The organism is Pseudarthrobacter sp. J1738 (assembly GCF_050490315.1).
In the GTDB taxonomy this organism is placed as follows: Bacteria; Actinomycetota; Actinomycetes; order Actinomycetales; family Micrococcaceae; genus JBNPEO01.
Genome location: NZ_JBNPEO010000003.1, coordinates 21,082 through 40,147, shown reverse-complemented (window position 1 = coordinate 40,147; position 19,066 = coordinate 21,082). Strand labels below are relative to the sequence as shown.

Genomic DNA, 19,066 nt, shown 5'->3' with positions numbered 1-19,066 from the left:
GCCCACAGTAACAATTCCGTTATCTAAGCTGTGGGTAACTCAAGGGTTGTCCAACAGCCCAGCGTTGTTAGCTGAGTGAGACAAAAACGTGGGATGCCACTTCGGGCGGCAATTCGAGCGCTCCCTCAATGCCTGCAACTCGGACCGAAATGTATTCGCCAACGCGTTCCAAGCTGACAACTACTCCGGGGCCAATGCCGCCCTCTTCGAGTTGCTGCAAAAGTTCCGGTTCCACCTGGATGGGTTCTGCCAAGCGGCTTACCGTGACAGTGGAATCGCTACCGTAGTCCTCCATGGCGTCCAGCATGGAGACCACTCCATCGGTAAACGCCGAACCTGCTTGCCCTCCCAATTGCTCGAGGCCGGGTATGGGATTGCCATACGGCGAAACGGTGGGGTGTTCCAACAGCTCAAAGATTCGCTGTTCTACACGCTCACTCATCACGTGTTCCCAACGGCAGGCTTCCTCGTGCACATAGGCCCATTCGAGGCCAATCACGTCTGCGAGGAGACGTTCGGCCAAACGGTGTTTACGCATCACTGCTGTGGCCCGCGCACGGCCCAAGTCGGTGAGTTCCAAGTGTCGATCGCCGGAGACAACTACTAGGCCATCGCGTTCCATACGGCCAATGGTTTGCGAGACCGTGGGGCCGGAGTGGCGCAGACGTTCAGCAATGCGGGCCCGGAGAGCCACGATCTTCTCTTCTTCAAGTTCCAAAATGGTCCGAAGATACATTTCGGTTGTATCGATGAGATCGGTCACTCAGCTCAACTCCTCGCGAACGCTTTCCAGCTCTGTGGCCCTTGGCGCCGCCGCAGGTCCATGTGTAGCTTAGCTTATTTGGAATCACTCCGAATAATGCCCTGTAGAAGTCCAAAAGAGTCTCACTTCATGGAATTTGCGTCACCCGACTTCGGTCTAAGCCCGCCACTCCGGCACAATAGGCAGACGGCTGGTTCCACAACGCGGTAGCCACGCCGGCCCAGCTGAGTACAACTATTGGAGCCTCTGTGAGCAACAGCAGCATCACTATCCCCGCCGATCTCCTACCCAAAGATGGCCGTTTTGGTGCCGGACCGTCCAAGGTGCGTTCGGAGCAAATTGACGCTCTGTCCGCAGTTCGGTCAACCATCCTAGGTACCTCGCACCGCCAAGCACCGGTCAAGAACTTGGTGCGCTCGGTCCAGGAGGGCTTGCACAGCTTCTTCAAGGCCCCGGCTGACTATGAGGTGGTGTTGGGCGTTGGTGGCTCCACAGCATTCTGGGACATCGCAAGCTTTGGCCTTGTAGAGAACAAGGCACAGCACTTGACTTTCGGTGAGTTCGGCTCCAAATTTGCCTCGGCCACCAACAAGGCACCGTTCTTGGCTGAGTCCTCGATCATCTCGTCGACTCCCGGCACTCGCCCTGTTGCCGCCGCTGAGGCTGGCGTGGATGTTTATGCGTGGCCGCAAAACGAAACCTCCACCGGTGTTGCTGCCCCGGTGCAACGTGTGGCTGGCGCCGATGATGGCTCACTTGTGTTAATTGACGCTACTTCCGCTGCTGGTGGCCTCGCGGTGGACGTTTCAGAGGCTGACGTTTATTACTTCGCCCCGCAGAAAAACTTCGCGTCCGACGGCGGATTGTGGCTTGGGTTGTTCTCTCCCGCCGCGCTGGAACGCGCCGAGCGGATCAAAAAGTCGGGACGCTGGATTCCGGACTTTTTGGACCTTCAGACCGCGATCGATAACTCGCGCCTGAACCAGACTTACAACACGCCGTCGTTGACGACTTTGGTGACCTTGGACGCTCAAGTTCAGTGGCTCAATGCCGAGGGCGGGCTCGACTTTGCTTCGGCACGTACCGCTGATTCGGCGTCGCGCATTTATGACTGGGCGCTGGCCTCGGACTTTGCCACTCCGTTTGTGGCAAAAGCCGAAGACCGCTCGAATGTGATTGCCACGATCGACTTCGACGATTCCATCGATGCTGCAGCTCTTGCCAAGACACTGCGCGCCAACGGAATCGTGGACACCGAGCCCTACCGCAAATTGGGCCGTAACCAATTGCGCGTGGCCACCTTCGTGGGAATCGATCCCGAGGATGTCAGCGCGCTGACAGCATGCATCGACTACGTGGTAGCTCAAATGCGCGGCTAATCACCAGCGTGGCTTAACCGCTGTGGCTTAGCTAGCCACAGTTATTCGGCCGGGTCTGCGATCTCTTCGGAATCGTCAGGCTCGGCCGAAGCTTTGCCTGACTCGTCATTGTTGTCCTCGTCCTCCCCCTCAGAATCAGTTGCAATCTCAGAAGCGGTTTCCTGAACCTGGTCCGAGTTCTCCGCTTCGTCCTCGCGCTGATCCTCTGGGCGAACACGCTCAGCCCATGGCACCCAATCAGGCGCCAAAATGGAATCTGCGGACGGCAACAGACCTAACTCGCAGACTGTCACCACCTTGGAACGCGAGATTCGGGTGAGAACGGCATACCACTGCCACCCTCCATAACCGGCAAGCTTTGACTCAAAAAGGTGGGTCACCAACCGTTCGCCTTCACGCTTGGCGCCCAGATGAGCGCCGATGCTGGCCGAATCGGTAATCCCGGCGATGGCTTCGCGGGCAAAGTCCACGGCATCAGCCAAAAAAGCATCCGGCTTGCCCACCCGCCACACAGGAATGGCGCTATTGGTAGCAGTCATCAGCGAGGCCTAAGCGTCCAGCTCGTCTGCGACCTTGCGCAGTGCGGTAGCGATGGCCTTGGCGCTGTTGCCTTCTGGGTACTTACCGGCGGCCAGAGTTCCGGAGAGGTTATCCAAAACGCTCACCAGATCTTGAACCAAGGGGGCCAGGTCACGGGCATTGGTGCGCTTGGCCTTGGCAATGGAAGGTGCCTTGTCCAAAACGCGGACACCCAGCGCCTGAGCGCCACGGCGGCCATCAGCCACACCAAATTCAACGCGGGTCCCCGGGCGCAGCTCCGTTACGCCAGCTGGGAGAACGTTGGCGGCAACGTAGACTTCTTGGCCATCGTCAGAGGCCAAGAATCCGAAACCTTTATCTTTGTCGTACCACTTCACTTTGCCGGTGGGCACTTCATCTACCTCGTTCGTTCTTGCAGTTCAGTTCATGTTGGGCCACTGAGTTCGCTCAGCCGATGCCAGCGGGTCCGTGCGTAGTCGCAACCGGGTTCTTCAGCGTTCAAGGCATCGTGGCGCAGGGCCTCAACATGTTGGTCTATATCCCTCTAGATTATCCTGCCCGGGAGCTTATCCCATGCTTTGTGGCGGCGAGGTGCACTGTTAGCGTTGCTGTATGTCCAAGCTCCCGTCCGTGAAACTGTTATGGGGCTGCCCGCGCGCCACTTTTCTGGCGGCAAAACTTCCTTTGACCGCCTACCTTGCTGGGTGCTTGCCACGGTGATGTCCTCAATCCTGTTATTGCGTGAAGAGCTAGCAGCACGCTCCGATCTAGAGCTGCGTGCACTCTTTACCGAACGCCCCGATCTGATCTCGCCCACCGTGCCGGATTTTGCCGCTTTGGCCGCTCGAGCCTGCGCCCGGGTCAGCGTCCAGCGGGCCTTGGAACGCCTGAACCGGCCACAGCTCCAAGTCCTTGAGACGCTTTACTTGATCACCAACACGGACACTGGGCACGGCGCCTCAGGCCGGGAACTCAAACGGTTTATCAACGGCGGCACACTTGTGGCCATTGAACGCATCTTGGGCACATTGCAAAAGCTCGCACTTATTCACCGGGCAACCCCACCGGAGACAGCTCAGCCTGGCCACCACTATGTCCTGCCGGTGTCCTCACTGCATCACGTTATTGGAATTTACCCCGCTGGTTTGGGCCGCAGCTATACCGAGCTTGCGCGCCTTTTGCCCTCTTTTGGTCCTCGCGCAGTGATCATTGCCAAAGAGCTCCATACTGCCGGGATAACTACCTCCCAAGCCAGTACCCCCATGGATGCTGCCCTCCTGCTGCAGCATCGCAGCGAACAAGCCGAATCCGTGGCGGCACTACTTCGCGGAGCCCCTGAACGCACTCATGAGCTTTTGGCCCGCTTTGGTGATTGGGCCATGGGTGCTGTCCCACGAGCGCAGCGAACCGTCAGCCTTGCCCACCCTCACACTCTTGAAGGTCCGGTGGACTGGCTGCTGGCTCATGGGCTTTTGGTACCTCTCGATGCTGAACACGTTGAGCTGCCACGCAGTGTTGGCCTGGCTCTTCGGGGTGGAAAAATCGTGGAGAACTTCCTGCTTGAGGCGCCAGCACCAACGTTGCCCGCCACTTCGGTGCTACGCAGACGTAATGCGGCTCTGGGTGCCATTGAAAACACTTTGCGCTTATGCCGTGAAGCACTGCTGCTAATGGATAAACAAACTTTGGCCACACTGCGTTCAGGCGGGGTGGGTGTACGCGAAATGAAGCGCATTGTTGATGGGCTCGGCACTGAATTCTCAGAGGCCGCTTTTGTGGTGGAACTGTGCGCCGCCGCAGGGCTGATTCGATTGGACGTGGACACCTCCACTTGGGTGCCCGATGCCAGCGAATGGCTGGGATTACCGCGCCAAGAACAGTGGATGTGGTTGGTCACCGCCTGGCTCACCAATGAGCGCGCCTCCTCGTTGGTTGGTCAGCCAGTCCCGGGTGGCCGGGGGTCTAGCGCCTCCGGCGGGAATGCCGTGGTGAACGTCCTCTCCGCCGAAGCCCACCGTGCCGATGCTCCGGCCATCCGGGCGCGGGTCCTTGAATTACTCCTAGAACTGACCGCCGAATCAACCAGCGCCGAGGCTGGCACCGTCGACCCCGCCACTGCCCCGGTCATCGATGCTGCCGCCATCCTGGAACGTTCGCAATTCTCACAACCGCGGCTCTCACGCCGATTTAGCAAGCTAGTACCAGGCATTCTTGAGGAGGCTGCTGCGCTGGGCCTGATGGGTTCGGGCGCACTGACACCCTTAGGTGCAGCCGTTGCCTCAGGCCAAGCCGATGCTGCTGCGGATGCCGTGGATACCTTAAGCGAGCACTTGCCAGCGCCAGTGGAGCACATTCTCTTGCAAGGCGATATGACAGCCGTAGCACCGGGCTATTTGACCCCACAGCTGAGCGAACGTTTGCGGCAGATGACTGACCCAGAAGGGCAAGGCCCGGCAAGCACTTACCGTTTCTCCACCGAATCTATCCGCCGGGCACTCGATGCTGGAGATGACGCTGCCAGCCTCCTCGAATTCTTGGCCCAGCATTCGGCCACGGACATTCCACAGCCCCTTCGGTATCTGATCGAGGACACAGCATCCCGGCATGGGCAGCTGCGGATCGGCCACCATTCAAGCATCATTTCCAGCAACGACGAACAGGCCCTCACGCAGTTGATGAACGAGCCTAGGCTCCAGCATTTGGGCCTTTCCCGGCTGGCACCAACCGTGATCACCAGTACCGCGGCGCCACGCGTTTTAGCTGCTTCTTTGCGGGAAATGGGGTTGTCCCCCACGCTGGATCCCGAGCCAACTGCTGCCGCGCGGAACCGACCATTCCAGACTTCAGCGAGCCGAATGCCAAGCTACACCGCGCCGTCTGGCGTACCGGACACGGCCGACGTCGAAGCCCAAGTTGCGCTCTTACGTGGCCACCGCCTCCACTCACCAGCTAACACGCCGCCCAGCGCCGCAGCCATGGCACCAGAGCTGAGTTTGGAAATACTGCACCAAGCAATCCGGTTGAAAGTAATGGTGTCCATGAACATTGTGGACAGCACAGGTAATTCCCGAGTGGAAATACTCCTGCCAGTCTCGATCAGCGGCGGGCGTGTACGCGTGTTTGACCCGGCTAAAGAAACTGAACGCGTTTTGTCCATTCACCGCGTGGTGGATGTTGAACTGTTGGAGGAAAAGTAGCGGCGTGAATGACGGACCCCTGATTGTTCAAAGTGATAAAACCATCCTGTTGGAAGTAGATCACGAGCTCGCTACCGAAGCTCGTCATGCCATTGCCGCCTTTGCCGAGTTGGAACGCGCTCCAGAACACGTTCACTCCTACCGGCTCACGCCGCTCGGTTTATGGAACGCCCGCGCCGCTGGCATTGATGCCGAACAAGTTTTGGACACCTTGTTAAAGTATTCGCGCTTCCCCGTGCCGCATTCCTTGTTAGTTGACGTTGAAGAAACGATGTCCCGCTACGGGCGGCTCCGGCTTGAAAAGGACCCGCAACACGGTTTAGTGATGCGCACCAACGATTACCCGGTTTTGGAAGAAGTTATCCGGGCTAAAAAGGTTGAGCCGCTCTTGGGGCCGCGCATTGACGGGGAGACCGTGGTGGTTCATTCCTCACAACGTGGCCAACTCAAACAACTATTGCTCAAGATCGGTTGGCCAGCCGAAGACCTTGCTGGCTATGTGGATGGCACGCCGCACCCGATCATGCTTAACGAAGACGGCTGGACGCTGCGCCCGTACCAAAAGATGGCCACGGAAAACTTCTTCGCTGGCGGCAGCGGCGTCGTCGTCCTTCCGTGTGGTGCTGGGAAAACCTTGGTGGGTGCCGCGGCCATGGCCACTAGTTCCACCACCACACTTATATTGGTGACAAATACCGTCTCGGCACGCCAGTGGAAAGATGAGCTGCTCAAACGCACATCACTCACCGAGGCTGAAATTGGTGAGTATTCGGGTTCGGTCAAAGAGGTGCGGCCAGTGACCATTGCTACCTACCAGGTCCTCACCACCAAACGCGGTGGAATCTATCCTCACTTGGAACTGGTGGATGGCAACGACTGGGGCCTCATTATTTATGACGAGGTCCATTTGTTGCCCGCCCCAATCTTTCGTATGACTGCAGACCTTCAGGCGCGGCGCCGTCTTGGCCTGACAGCGACGCTCATCCGTGAGGACGGGCGAGAAGGTGAAGTGTTCTCGCTGATTGGGCCTAAACGCTATGACGCCCCGTGGAAGGACATTGAGGCGCAGGGTTACATTGCGCCGGCCGATTGTGTGGAGGTTCGGGTTGATCTGCCGCGGGACGAGCGCATGGCTTATGCCATGGCCGAGGACGCGGACAAGTACCGTTTGTGCGCCACGTCGGAGTCCAAAACCGCTGTAGTGGCGTCCTTAGTCGCGGCCCATCAAGGCGATCAGCTGCTGGTCATTGGACAGTATTTGGATCAGTTGGAAGAGATTTCGACGCTTTTGGATGCGCCACTCATCAAGGGCGATACCGCCGTCAAAGAACGTCAGCGGCTTTTTGATGCGTTCCGTGCGGGTGAAGTTCAGACTCTGGTGGTTTCGAAGGTGGCAAACTTTTCGATCGACCTTCCCGAGGCCTCCGTGGCCATCCAAGTCTCAGGTTCCTTTGGGTCCCGGCAAGAAGAAGCCCAAAGGTTAGGCCGCCTCCTGCGTCCTAAAAAGGATGGCCGGACAGCTCGCTTTTACACGCTCGTGGCCCGGGACACCTTGGACCAAGACTTTGCGGCGAAACGTCAACGGTTTTTAGCCGAGCAAGGGTATGCCTACCGAATTCTGGATGCGAAGGACGTCTAGTTCAGCAAAGGCACGACGCCTAGATAGGTCTCAGGATTTCGGCAGCAGTTTGGCGGACGGTCTCACTCAAAATGTCCAGCACGGTGGAGGATATCCTCCACCGTTGCCAATACAGCGGCACGTCAAAAACGTGCCCCGGCCGAAGCTCCACTAGCGTCCCGTTGGCAAGGTCAGGCCCGCACTGTTGCTCAGGAATGAGCCCCCAACCAAGCCCCAACCGGATCGCGTCAGCAAAGTCTTGGGTGGCGGGTACGTGATGCCGGGGGCCGGCTGGTTGAGCTGGTGCTTGAGCTGATTCCCCGGTGTCTGTCTGTCTCTCTGGGCCCAACGTTGTCAGGAACTGCTGCTGGTACTTGTCTTTGCGGTCGTAGTCCACGGCGGGGGCTGCCGTCAGAGACTGGGCGTTGACTCCATCAGGAAGCCAATGGGCAACAAAGTTCGGGGAGGCAACGGGCAAATAGCGCATCACACCCAGGCCTTGGACGCTGCAGCCTTGCACCGCGTGAGGGGTTGCCGTCACAGCGGCCATCACCGTTCCGGAGCGCAGCAAATCGGTGGAGTGTTGTTCGTCGTCCCGGTGAATATCAAATGTCACCTGCAGCTCGCGCGGGACCCTGGCCAGTGCCTTGAGGAACCACACTGCGAGGGAATCGGCGTTCACAACTAGAGGCAGGTTTTGGCCGGATTTCTCCCCCGGCAGGCCCAGCGCTGTGGCAGCGTCGAGCTCGAGCTGGGCGCTTTGGCGGGCCAAGCGCAACACCACCTCGCCCGCCTCGGTGGCACGGACAGGGTTACTACGTTGCAGCAGAACACGCCCCGCCGCGTGTTCAAGAGACTTGAGGCGTTGGGAAACGGCCGACGGCGTAATGTGCAGTGTCCGCGCGGCTGCGTCCAAGGTGCCTTCCGAGAGGACCGCGGCAAAGGTTTCTAATTGTTCAGCAGCAAAGCGACTCATAAGCACAGCTTACGGTGCATAAGAAACATTAGCTGGCCTTAGTTATCTAGTGAACCTACCTTTGAACTGTGAACGCACCCGAAATTTTCCATGCCGCAGCCCTTGGACTGGGCACCGGCTTAGCCTTGATTGTTGCCATCGGCGCCCAAAATGCTTTTGTGCTGCGCCAAGGAATCTTGGGACGTCACGTTGGTCCCATCGTTGTTGTGTGTGCACTTTCTGACGCGATTTTGATCGCGGCTGGGGTGATGGGTACGGGAGTCGTTATCAACGCGGTGCCGACCCTCGTCGTCGTACTCCGTTATGTGGGTGCCGCGTTCCTGCTCTGTTACGCCGTCATGGCAGCGCGCCGAGCACTGGCGCCGCAAGCACTGAACATTAACAACGGACCACCGGCAAGCAGCGGATTGCTGGCCAGTCTGGCCACTATTTTGGCCCTGACGTGGCTGAACCCACACGTCTATCTGGACACTCTGGTGCTGCTTGGAACCATCGCCAATTCCCAAGCACCCGGAGCGCAATGGTGGTTCGGCGCCGGCGCCATCCTGGCCAGCATCCTATGGTTCTCCAGCTTGGGATACGGCGCCCGATTTTTACGCGGAATCTTCGCCAAGCCAGCTGCATGGCGTGTGCTGGATGGGCTGATCGCGATAGTTATGGCCAGCATCGGAATCATCACAGCACTGGGGGCGTAACCCACGCCGGGCCAAGGCACGGATAACTCACACCCAGCATCCAGAAAACTCCCAGAAACTGGGAGCACCATGTGTAGATGAAGAAAAATGGGCCGGAGGCCAAACTGCTGGTTGTGGACGACGAACCCAACATTCGGGAACTGCTCTCCACTTCGCTTCGCTTCGCTGGGTTTGAGGTTATTGCTGCCGCCAACGGCCGCGAAGCCCTCGCCGCTGCCGAAGAACACAACCCGGACCTCGCCGTCCTGGACGTTATGCTGCCGGACATGGACGGATTCACTGTCACCCGCCGCTTGCGCGCACAAGGCCGCCACTTCCCGGTTCTGTTCCTCACCGCCAAGGACGACACCGAAGACAAAGTCACGGGCCTGACCGTGGGCGGGGATGACTACGTCACTAAGCCCTTCAGCCTGGACGAAGTAGTAGCCCGGATCCGCGCCGTACTCCGCCGCACCCAGCCGCTGCTCGAAGACGACGCGATCATCCGTGTGGATGATTTAGAGCTCGACGACGACGCCCACGAAGTGCGCCGCGGTGGCACCAACATTGAACTCTCCCCCACCGAGTTCAAGCTCTTGCGCTACTTGATGCTCAACCCCAACCGGGTGTTGTCCAAGTCCCAGATCCTTGACCACGTTTGGGAATACGACTTTCACGGGGACGCCTCGATCGTGGAGTCCTACATCTCCTATCTGCGCCGCAAGGTGGACATTGACCCAGACGCCGCTGCCCTCATCCAGACCAAACGCGGTGTGGGGTACGTGTTGCGAACGGCTGAGAAGCGCTGAGTTTTGCCCACCATTTTTCGGCGCTGGAAAGTAGCCTCGCTCCGCTCCCAGCTCATCGCGATCATGATGGGTTTGATGTTGATTGCCCTGGCAGTCACGGGAGCCGTGACGCTCTCCCTGTTGCGCAGCTACCTCCAGACCCAAGTTGATGACCGGCTCACGGCTGCCGTGAGCTTGGCCGAGAAACAGGGCTCCTTTGGACAGCTGACTACCGGAAGCACGGTGGGCCCCACGGACTACTCGGTGATCATCTTGCGGTCAGGGGAACCACCGTACTACGCCGGCGCCAGCCAAGCTGGCCACCCCAACATCGCATCAATCTCACCGGACGAGGCTGCTGCACGAAACAAAAAACCGTTCGAGGCGCAGGGCTCGGACAACCACAACTGGCGAGTTGTTGCAGTCCAGGCCGTTGACCGCGGCGGGGCGAGCGCCGTGGTTGTCCTGGGGTTGCCCATGCAACCGGTGGACGAGGTAATGGAACACGCCGCCTTTGTGGTGGTGGGTGTGAGTTTGCTCAGTGTGGTGCTGGCCTTTTTCATCGCCACGTGGACCGTGACCAGGTCCTTCCGGCCATTGGCTCGTGTGGAGAAAACCGCAGCAGCTATTGCCTCAGGCGATCTTTCGCGGCGTGTGGAGATTGAGAATGGCGGTACTGAAGTGGGCCGCTTGGCTGGCTCCCTCAATGCCATGCTCGCGCATATTGAGGCTGCTTTTGCAGCCCGAACGGCTTCCGAATCTAGGATGCGTCGCTTCGCAGCAGATGCCTCCCACGAATTGCGGACTCCATTGGTGACCATCCGCGGATTCTCCGAGCTGTACCGCCACGGCGCCCTCTCCACGGAGGAGGACGTATCCACGGCGATGGGCCGGATCGAGAGCGAAGCCAAGCGAATGGGCGCCATGGTTGAGGACCTCTTGACGTTGGCTCGCTTGGATGAGCAGCGACCATTTCAGTCCAACCCGGTAGATCTTTTGTTACTGGGTAATGACGCTGTGGTGGACACGTCTGCCGCGGCACCGCAGCGCCACGTGAGCCTGGTGGGGCTCGACGGCGGTGCCCCCACTACTGCGCCAGTCTCCGGAGATGAAGGCCGCCTTCGCCAAGTGGTAAGCAACCTGGTAGGCAACGCTTTGCGTTACACCCCCGAAGGTTCGCCCCTGCAGATTGCCGTGGGGGTTCTGAGCTCCGACGACGGTACTCGCCGCTCGGTGATTGAGGTGCGAGACCACGGGCCGGGAATCTCCCCTGAGGAAGCTCCAAAGATCTTTGAGCGCTTCTACCGTGCAGACACCTCACGCACCCGTGAGACCGGCGGCAGTGGTCTGGGCTTGGCCATTGTGGCAGCGATTGTGGGCAGCCATCTGGGTCATGTTGAGGTTTTAGAAACCGACGGCGGCGGGGCCACTTTGCGGATTTCCTTGCCCTATTCGGCTCCAATTACGGATCCCGAAGACTAAATTCGCGAAGTTATCCACATATTCGGTTTGCCCATGGCGGGCACGGCACGGGGTTCTCTAGGCTCGAAACATCAGCCCGAACCCTTGTTAGAAAGGCAACGCCATGAGCATCATCTCAGTCGATACCGAACTTCTTCAGTCCAAGTCTGCCAACGTCAAAGCCACCGTAGACCGGGTCAGCGCAGACGTTAAAGCCATGAAATCCGGACTCGATGAACTGCAAATGTCCTGGAAGGGCAACGCAGCTACCAATTTCCAGACCCTCATCACCGAGTGGACCATGACTCAGGCCAAGGTGGAGGCATCTCTGGCCCAGATCAACCTAGCCCTAGCCACTGCTGCCACCAACTACGGCAACACTGAAAGCAACAACGCCCAGCGCTTTACGTACTAGAAAGTTGGGCTGCCACACGTTTTAGGCTTCCGCGGCTTTCAGGCTTCCGGGGCTTTCAGGCTTCTACCGTGCCTTGGTGGAAGCGGAGTCGCCACTGCTCGGCCTCTTGCAGCCAAATGGAGCTGCGCAGGGCGGCCACGGTGCGGCCTTGGTCTCTGCTTTGCGTCCGGTACGTCACGAGCACCGTAGTTGGGTTGAGTAACTCTGCACTCAACAACTCGAAGCTCATCTGCCCCGGCGCCTCAGCCTCTAAAGAAGTGATCATGGCGTCTCGGGACCACAACCGGCCCGACGCGCCAATTTCTTCGAAGTTTTTGTGGAGCAACAAACCAGTGCGGCCAATATCTGCCCGGACCGCTGGGTCCAGCAGTTCACGCTCTTGAGCCACCACAATGTCCTGCGGTTTTGCCGATTCCGGAGCGAAGGGATTGTCCTCGAGGCTGCTAAAAAGATCGTCCTGCAGGAGATCGTTCGAGCGGGCTGTTACTTTTTGGTCCGCCGCAGGGACTTCTTCGGCCGCCGTGCTGGTAGGTTCATCCGCTGTCGGACCGGTGGTTGCTGTGTCAACGTTGGCTGGATCAGCCGTCGTAGCGCCACTGAATCCTGGCCCGGACGGAACGGTCGTTTTGTTTTGGTAAGCGGTTGCTACTGCGCGGGCTCGCACGTCAGCGGCTTCGTTGAGGTCGTGCCCAGCATGGCCTTTGACCCATTCGAAAGAATATTTGCGGCCCACAATAGCCGCGTCAATGTCCTTGAGGAGCTCTACATTCAGGACTGCTTTGCCGTCTGCTTTGCGCCAACCTTTTCGCTTCCACCCCGGCATCCATTTGGTGATGCAGTTGATGACGTATTGGCTGTCGCACAGGATCCGCAGCGGTTCTTCCGGAAGGTGAGCTGTGGACCGGAACAGGTCCAGAACAGCCATCAGCTCGCCCTGGTTGTTGGTTCCGTGCGGCCAACCGCCGGCGCGCCAGCAAGTCTCATCCACGTACCAAGCCCATCCAGCGGGACCGGGATTTCCAAGGGCCGAACCGTCGGCAGCAGCTGTAATTGTCACTCGACCATCCTGCCAGACTCCCGGCCCGCGCCGCCCAACTGACTCGCACTTGCGGCAGTTCCCACACCCTTAGTAGATCCACTATCGCCGGCCAGCTATGGCGAGACATGGCAACGGCGGCCCCCACCGTGTGGTGAGAGCCGCCGTCGTGCGTTTAGCTAAACAGAGCGTTACGCGCCGTGAGTTACTAACGCTGAGTGCTATTGGGGACTAGAAGCCGCCCATACCGCCCATGTCGTCGCCGCCAGCCGGAGCCGGTGCGTTCTTCTCAGGCTTGTCGGCAACAACTGCCTCGGTGGTGAGGAACAGGCCGGCAATGGAAGCCGCGTTCTGCAGGGCAGAGCGGGTTACCTTTACCGGGTCGTTTACACCAGCAGCAAGCAGGTCAACGTATTCGCCGGTTGCGGCGTTCAGGCCGTGGCCGTCCGGCAAACCGCGAACCTTGTCAACAACAACGCCCGGCTCGAGGCCAGCGTTGAAAGCGATCTGCTTGAGCGGGGCATCGATGGCAACGCGGACAATGTTTGCACCGGTTGCCTCGTCGCCTTCAAGCTTGAGGTTTGCGAATGCCTTGGCGCCAGCCTGAATCAGGGCAACACCACCACCGGCAACAATGCCTTCTTCAACAGCAGCCTTCGCGTTGCGGACAGCGTCCTCAATGCGGTGCTTGCGTTCCTTGAGCTCAACTTCGGTTGCTGCACCAGCCTTGATAACTGCAACACCGCCGGCCAGCTTGGCGAGACGTTCCTGCAGCTTCTCACGGTCGTAGTCAGAGTCAGAGTTCTCGATCTCGGAACGGATCTGGTTGACGCGGCCTGCGATGGCGTCGGCGTCGCCGGCACCTTCAACAATGGTGGTCTCGTCCTTGGTAACAACAACCTTGCGTGCTTGACCCAAGAGGTCCAAAGTAGCGGTCTCAAGCTTGAGGCCAACTTCTTCAGAGATAACCTGGCCACCGGTCAGGATGGCGATGTCAGCCATCTGAGCCTTGCGGCGGTCACCGAAGCCCGGAGCCTTGACGGCAACAGACTTGAAGAGGCCACGGATCTTGTTCACGATCAGGGTGGCCAGAGCCTCGCCCTCAACGTCTTCAGCGATGATCAGCAACGGCTTGTTGGACTGCATGACCTTCTCGAGGACAGCAACCAGATCCTTGACGTTGGAAATCTTGGAGTTCACGATCAGGATGTACGGGTCTTCAAGAACCGTTTCCTGACGCTCAGCGTCGGTGACGAAGTAAGCGGAGATGTAACCCTTGTCGAAGCGCATACCTTCGGTGAGCTCGAGCTCTAGGCCAAAGGTGTTGGACTCCTCAACGGTGATAACACCTTCCTTACCGACCTTGTCCAGAGCTTCGGCGATGAGCTCGCCGATCTGGGTGTCGCCAGCGGAGATGGAGGCGGTAGCTGCGATCTGTTCCTTGGTTTCGATTTCCTTAGCGGAAGCCAGCAGTTCCTCGGTGACGGCCGCAACAGCCTTCTCGATTCCACGCTTGAGGGACAGCGGGTCAGCGCCAGCGGCAACGTTGCGCAGGCCTTCCTTGACCAGAGCCTGAGCCAAAACGGTTGCCGTGGTGGTACCGTCGCCAGCGACGTCATCCGTCTTCTTGGCAACTTCCTTAACCAGCTCGGCGCCGATCTTCTCGTAAGGGTCGTCCAGCTCGATCTCCTTGGCGATGGAAACACCATCGTTGGTGATCGTGGGAGCGCCCCACTTCTTTTCGAGCACGACGTTGCGGCCACGCGGGCCGAGGGTGACCTTAACGGCGTCGGCGAGGATGTTCAATCCACGCTCGAGACCGCGGCGTGCCTCTTCATCAAATGCAATGATCTTGGCCATAACGGCAGTAGTCCTTTCGGGACAGTCGTTAAGAGTGAAGGAACCTCAGCAGTGGTGCCCGCGACGGACGGCTCCCGTTAACGGCCTCTGTATGCCGCAGACCGAAAGCCTCACCCTGCAAGGTGTTATCTCTTGCTCCAACTCTTGACGCAACTCGATTCACACGAAACCGGGTTAGCAGTCAAAGTGCTGGAGTGCTAACTCAATAATTAGCACTCCATGGGTGAGAGTGCAAGGCCGTTCGCCTTAAGAGGACGCTTTGCCAGCAGTCTCTTGCGAACGATAAACGGGCTTGTTGTCCGTACCAAAGCCAAAGACCATGAAATTAGCACTGGTCACATCGCCTTGGCTATCAAAACCCACGGTTCCTGACTGGCCCTGGTAATCCACCGAAGTGCCGTTGGCCAGCAACGCGGCGCAGTCCTTGTAGTTCTTACACTCCGTGGCTTTGCCATCGTTTTTGGGACCTCCTGGACCAGAAACGCCGATCAGTGACGCGGCGATGGAGGCACCGGCGTCGTCCTGTGCGGAGGCCGCGGCGATTGCCACCAAATTCACCGCATCATAGGTTTCCGCGGCGAAACTCATGTCCTTGAGGGACGGTTCAACAGCCACAAGATCACTTTGAAATTTGGCGCTCGGGAAGGCTCCGGGAACCAAAACACTCGCCCCCTCAAGGGCACCTTTGGCGATCCGGTCACCATAGTTGTCCAAGCCACCGTCGGCGAGCACCAGTTTTTTGCCGCTCAGCCCAGCGTTGTGCAGTTCGGCGATAGCGCCGTCGGCACCGCTTCGAGCAATCAGTACGACGGCGTCTGGCTTACCTTCGGCGATTTTGCTCACGGCTTCCCCGGCGGCGCCGGGTTCAAATTCTGCAACTGTGCTCTCAGTGAGCCCTGCAGATTTGATCGCTGCCGAGACAGCGGAGGCAACATCGCTGCCGTAGTCACTCTTTTCGTGCAGCACTGCCACCGAGTGCGCGCCACCATCCTTGGCCAGTTTGACCAATACTGGTGCTTGCGCTGAGTCCGTGGCGATAGTGCGGAAGAAGTAACCGTTGCTCTTGTACGTACTGAGGGCGTTGGCTGTGGCGGCTGGGGAAATCAGTACCGTATGTGCTTTAGCCAGAACATCCACAGCCGGTCCCACGTTCGAGGAATCGGTGGGGCCAATCACTGCGTCTGCTTTGGCTTCAACCATACGGCGGGCCTGTTCGGCTGTGTCCCGCCCGAGGTAAACCGGCAAAAGTTCAACGTCTTTGCCCTTGTGCCCACCGGCATCATTGATCTCTTTGACCGCAAGTTTCACAGCGGCTTGCGCAGAATCGTTGAGGAACGATTGGCTCCCTGAATTATCCAGAATGAGCCCAATCCGCAAGGTGGCGTCGCCGCTGGCTTGCACATCGGCAGTACGCGCATTGTCACCGCTCGGCGAGCAGGCAGCCACCGATGCGGCCAACAACCCGGCGATCATCACGGCAACGCTGCGCTTCATGCTTGAAATCCTCACGATTGTTTACTGAAACCCAGGTCCCAAAACAACGGAAATAGGCTCCCCTAGGTCCGGAGTATCAACCAGAACAGTAATATTCAGCAGCTTCCCCAGCGCCTCTGCGTTGGCCTTCTGCACGGCACCGTTGTAGAAGATCACCGAGGTGGATTGCTGTGCGCCCTGCCAGTTGGCCACCGCACCCAAGGTCCAGCCATTATTCTGAAGATTTGATCCTACGCTCGCCCCAAGTCCAGCGGTTGTCGTGGCGTTGTAGACCGAGACGGGAACAGTTTTGTCCTCGCCAGCCTCGCTGGGCGTTGGTGTTTGGCTCGGCGTCGCCGATTCAGTAGCTGGCGCAGTGGTTGCCGGCGCTGTAGTTGCTGGCCCTGTAGTTGCTGGCCCTGTGCTCGCTGGTGATGTAGCGGCCGGGGCGGTGGTTGTGCTGGCTGTGCTCGCTGGCGAGCTGGAACTTGGGCTCGCCGCTACTTGCTTGCCGGTGATCTGCGGGACCACAAAGTAAGCCAAAAGACCAATCAACAGTGCGGCAGCGCCAGCGATCAACACAGGAGCGAGAGCTGCTCGCGGTGGTGTGGATTCGGCGGCGCGGTGGACGCCCTGGCGGCCCGCGGATTCTGGGACACGATCAAATTCGTCGCGCGGGTATTTGCTCATGGTTATCGGAGTCCTTGCTGGTGTTCTAGCCGGGCGAGACCCGAAACTTATGCGTCAGACCCCAAGCGCCGGGCGGTGCGTGCCCTCTGACGTGACGTCCTTAGTCTACGCAATCTCTTGACCAGCATGGGATCGTGGGCCAGAGCCGCTTCAGTGTCGATGAGCGAATTCAGCAGTTGGTAGTAATGCGTTGCGGAGAGGTCGAAGAGTTCACGAATGGCTTGTTCTTTGGCTCCGGCATATTTCCACCACTGGCGTTCGAGGGCCAGCATCTGCTGTTCACGCTCATTGAGGGCCGAGTCAGAGCGGAGTGCGAATTCGAACGATTCACCGGTGCCGAGTTCACCAGTTTTGGGCTCGGTTTGGGCGTGTCCGGAGGCGGTTCCATAGCCGGGTGCTGCTTGCGCTGCAGTAGACATTCTGATGCCCCTTTCCGTTCGACGCTCCTTCCATACTAGAACCGAATTACATCCATGTCATTCGAGTGTCTTCCTCACTGTCAGCACGTTTGGGCGATAGTGCACCTACGTGGTGCAAGATGGACGGGTGAGTGATCCAGAAGCCCTCTTCGAACTGCCTGCCACAGCGGCCCAAAGCGGTCCCAGCTATGTGGACCTCCGTTCACAAGCCTTGGAAGAATTGGTTCATCGCAGCTGGGTCCCCGCCTTGACCCCGGTTGAACCGGCCTTGCGCCGAGTTTTGGAGCGTCTCGCAGCTGAGGAAGCCGCAGCCCCGTGCAGTGTCCTCCCGGCAGCGAGCGCAGTTTTTGCCGCCTTCGCGCTTCCACTGGAGAACGTCAAAGTCCTGATTGTGGGTCAAGACCCCTATCCCACCCCGGGTCATGCGATGGGTTTGTCTTTCTCTGTTAATGGCTCGGTCCGCCCCCTCCCCCGGAGCCTGAACAACATCTATAAAGAACTCTCCTCTGACTTGGGCATCCACCCTCCAGCTCACGGTGACCTCAGCGGCTGGTCCCGGCAAGGTGTACTGCTCCTGAACCGAACCCTGACAGTACGTTCTGGGGCGGCCGCTTCACACCGTTCGCTGGGCTGGGATGAAATTACGACGGCGGCAGTGATTGCGTTGGCCACGCGTCTGGACGCCTTGGGTCACCCCTTGCCGCTGGTTTCAGTACTGTGGGGCAAAGACGCTCAACAGGTTCTTCCTTTAGTGAATGAGTTCCCGAGTGTGGTCAGCGCACATCCCTCGCCATTGTCCGCGAGCCGAGGCTTTTTTGGGTCCAAGCCTTTTAGCCGGGTGAACGAATTGCTTGAACTACAGGGTGCCGCGCCCGTTAGTTGGGAGCTGACATAACTCCCAGCCGCCCCGACTAGTCTTTATCCATGACTTCAAACCCGGTAACTCCCGTGTCCACCAGCGCTCCTGCCAAGAGCCGGCCACAAATAACGCTGGAGGTTTTGCGCAAGGGATCGTTGAGCGAGCACATGGTACGGATCATTGCTGGCGGCCCGGGGTTCGCCTCATTTGTGAACAATGACTTCACTGATCGCTATATCAAAATCGCCTTCCCGCAGCGTGGCATCGAGTACCCCTTGCCGTTGGATCTGTGGCAGATTCGTGAAGACTTTCCACGTGAGCAGTGGCCCTTCACACGCACGTACACCATTCGGTGGGTTGATGAGGCTGCCCAAGAGCTCGCCATCGATTTTGTGGTTCACGGTGACGAAGGCTTGGCTGGCCCGTGGGCCCGTGACGCCCAGCCAGGTGATGCACTGGTCTTCACTGGCCCGGGCGGCGCCTACTCCCCCGCGGTGGATACCGAATGGCACTTATTTGCTGGCGACGATGCTGCGGTTCCGGCGATCTCAGCCGCTCTGGAATACTTGCCCCGGGACGCCAAGGGAGCGGCTGTCTTGGAGGTCAACTCGCAAGCCGACGTGCAAGCTATTGATGCCCCAGAGGGCGTTCAGGTTCAGTGGCTGTTCCGCGAAGGTATTCCGGCCGGGGCAAGTGACATGCTGATCAATGCCGTGAGTGGAATTCAACTGCCCGAGGCTCGCGTTTACGCCTTTGTACACGGCGAGCGCGGCTATATGAAGTCCCTCCGGGCAGTGCTCTTTACCCAGTTTGGGCTCGAACGTAGCCAAGTCTCGCTCTCCGGGTACTGGGCCATGGGTCGGGTTGAAGATGAATTCCAGGCTGAGAAGAAAACGCCAGTAGGCAAGATCTAGCTCT

Annotated in this window: 18 protein-coding genes; 9 read left to right on the top strand and 9 right to left on the bottom strand. The window is 58.9% G+C overall.

Annotated features, from left to right (window positions below):
* Window positions 1-67 precede the first annotated feature (67 nt).
* Entirely contained in the window at window positions 68-763 is a 696-nt protein-coding gene (locus ACQR35_RS06085) for a metal-dependent transcriptional regulator (protein ID WP_430266760.1), read from the bottom strand.
* A 248-nt stretch (window positions 764-1,011) separates the two neighbouring features.
* Between ACQR35_RS06085 and serC the strand changes: the two genes are divergently transcribed.
* On the top strand, window positions 1,012-2,142 hold the full coding sequence (serC, locus tag ACQR35_RS06080) for a phosphoserine transaminase (RefSeq protein ID WP_430266759.1): 1,131 nt from the start codon (window positions 1,012-1,014) through the stop codon (window positions 2,140-2,142).
* Window positions 2,143-2,183: 41 nt separating this feature from the next.
* Here serC and ACQR35_RS06075 read toward each other — a convergent pair whose 3' ends face one another.
* Window positions 2,184-2,681: a DUF3027 domain-containing protein gene (locus tag ACQR35_RS06075; RefSeq protein WP_430269511.1), complete on the bottom strand. Its 498-nt coding sequence runs from the start codon at window positions 2,679-2,681 to the stop codon at window positions 2,184-2,186.
* Window positions 2,682-2,690: 9 nt separating this feature from the next.
* Window positions 2,691-3,074 carry a cold-shock protein gene (locus ACQR35_RS06070; protein ID WP_430266757.1) on the bottom strand — a complete coding sequence of 128 codons (384 nt, stop codon included), beginning with the start codon at window positions 3,072-3,074 and terminating at the stop codon, window positions 2,691-2,693.
* Window positions 3,075-3,401: 327 nt separating this feature from the next.
* On the opposite strand from ACQR35_RS06070, the gene ACQR35_RS06065 reads away from it, so the two are divergent.
* Both ACQR35_RS06065 and ACQR35_RS06060 read left to right on the top strand, forming a co-directional pair.
* On the top strand, window positions 3,402-5,879 hold the full coding sequence (locus ACQR35_RS06065; RefSeq protein ID WP_430269701.1) for a helicase-associated domain-containing protein: 2,478 nt from the start codon (window positions 3,402-3,404) through the stop codon (window positions 5,877-5,879).
* A 4-nt stretch (window positions 5,880-5,883) separates the two neighbouring features.
* Entirely contained in the window at window positions 5,884-7,518 is a 1,635-nt protein-coding gene (locus ACQR35_RS06060; RefSeq protein ID WP_430269510.1) for a DNA repair helicase XPB, read from the top strand.
* 19 nt (window positions 7,519-7,537) lie between these two features.
* Here ACQR35_RS06060 and ACQR35_RS06055 read toward each other — a convergent pair whose 3' ends face one another.
* Complete coding sequence (locus ACQR35_RS06055) at window positions 7,538-8,473, bottom strand: LysR family transcriptional regulator ArgP (RefSeq protein WP_430269509.1); 936 nt, start codon at window positions 8,471-8,473, stop codon at window positions 7,538-7,540.
* A 68-nt stretch (window positions 8,474-8,541) separates the two neighbouring features.
* Between ACQR35_RS06055 and ACQR35_RS06050 the strand changes: the two genes are divergently transcribed.
* The 4 genes from ACQR35_RS06050 to ACQR35_RS06035 all read left to right on the top strand — a co-directional run bounded on the left by ACQR35_RS06050 (window position 8,542) and on the right by ACQR35_RS06035 (window position 11,811).
* On the top strand, window positions 8,542-9,168 hold the full coding sequence (locus ACQR35_RS06050) for a LysE/ArgO family amino acid transporter (protein ID WP_430269508.1): 627 nt from the start codon (window positions 8,542-8,544) through the stop codon (window positions 9,166-9,168).
* Between the two features lie 77 nt (window positions 9,169-9,245).
* The gene (locus tag ACQR35_RS06045; RefSeq protein WP_430266753.1) at window positions 9,246-9,956 is read left to right on the top strand and encodes a response regulator transcription factor; all 711 of its coding nucleotides are present in this window, start codon (window positions 9,246-9,248) and stop codon (window positions 9,954-9,956) included.
* 12 nt (window positions 9,957-9,968) lie between these two features.
* Window positions 9,969-11,417, top strand: coding sequence for a sensor histidine kinase (locus ACQR35_RS06040; RefSeq protein WP_430267018.1), 1,449 nt, complete (start codon window positions 9,969-9,971; stop codon window positions 11,415-11,417).
* Between the two features lie 103 nt (window positions 11,418-11,520).
* Entirely contained in the window at window positions 11,521-11,811 is a 291-nt protein-coding gene (locus ACQR35_RS06035; RefSeq protein WP_430266752.1) for a WXG100 family type VII secretion target, read from the top strand.
* 55 nt (window positions 11,812-11,866) lie between these two features.
* Here ACQR35_RS06035 and ACQR35_RS06030 read toward each other — a convergent pair whose 3' ends face one another.
* The 5 genes from ACQR35_RS06030 to ACQR35_RS06010 form a co-directional block, all read right to left on the bottom strand.
* Window positions 11,867-12,868, bottom strand: a complete 1,002-nt coding sequence (locus tag ACQR35_RS06030; RefSeq protein ID WP_430269507.1) for an RNase H family protein — start codon at window positions 12,866-12,868, stop codon at window positions 11,867-11,869.
* A 210-nt stretch (window positions 12,869-13,078) separates the two neighbouring features.
* The gene (gene groL, locus ACQR35_RS06025) at window positions 13,079-14,707 is read right to left on the bottom strand and encodes a chaperonin GroEL (protein ID WP_430266750.1); all 1,629 of its coding nucleotides are present in this window, start codon (window positions 14,705-14,707) and stop codon (window positions 13,079-13,081) included.
* 246 nt (window positions 14,708-14,953) lie between these two features.
* Window positions 14,954-16,201 (bottom strand): ABC transporter substrate-binding protein, encoded by a 1,248-nt coding sequence (locus ACQR35_RS06020; RefSeq protein ID WP_430269506.1) that lies wholly within the window; start codon window positions 16,199-16,201, stop codon window positions 14,954-14,956.
* A 21-nt stretch (window positions 16,202-16,222) separates the two neighbouring features.
* A complete protein-coding gene (locus tag ACQR35_RS06015; RefSeq protein WP_430266748.1) occupies window positions 16,223-16,870 on the bottom strand; it encodes a LytR C-terminal domain-containing protein in 648 nt (215 codons plus the stop codon).
* 47 nt (window positions 16,871-16,917) lie between these two features.
* Window positions 16,918-17,289, bottom strand: coding sequence for a DUF3263 domain-containing protein (locus ACQR35_RS06010; protein WP_430266747.1), 372 nt, complete (start codon window positions 17,287-17,289; stop codon window positions 16,918-16,920).
* Between the two features lie 127 nt (window positions 17,290-17,416).
* On the opposite strand from ACQR35_RS06010, the gene ACQR35_RS06005 reads away from it, so the two are divergent.
* Entirely contained in the window at window positions 17,417-18,184 is a 768-nt protein-coding gene (locus ACQR35_RS06005; protein WP_430266746.1) for a uracil-DNA glycosylase, read from the top strand.
* Window positions 18,185-18,213: 29 nt separating this feature from the next.
* Window positions 18,214-19,062 carry a siderophore-interacting protein gene (locus ACQR35_RS06000; protein WP_430269505.1) on the top strand — a complete coding sequence of 283 codons (849 nt, stop codon included), beginning with the start codon at window positions 18,214-18,216 and terminating at the stop codon, window positions 19,060-19,062.
* The last annotated feature ends 4 nt before the right edge of the window (window positions 19,063-19,066 follow it).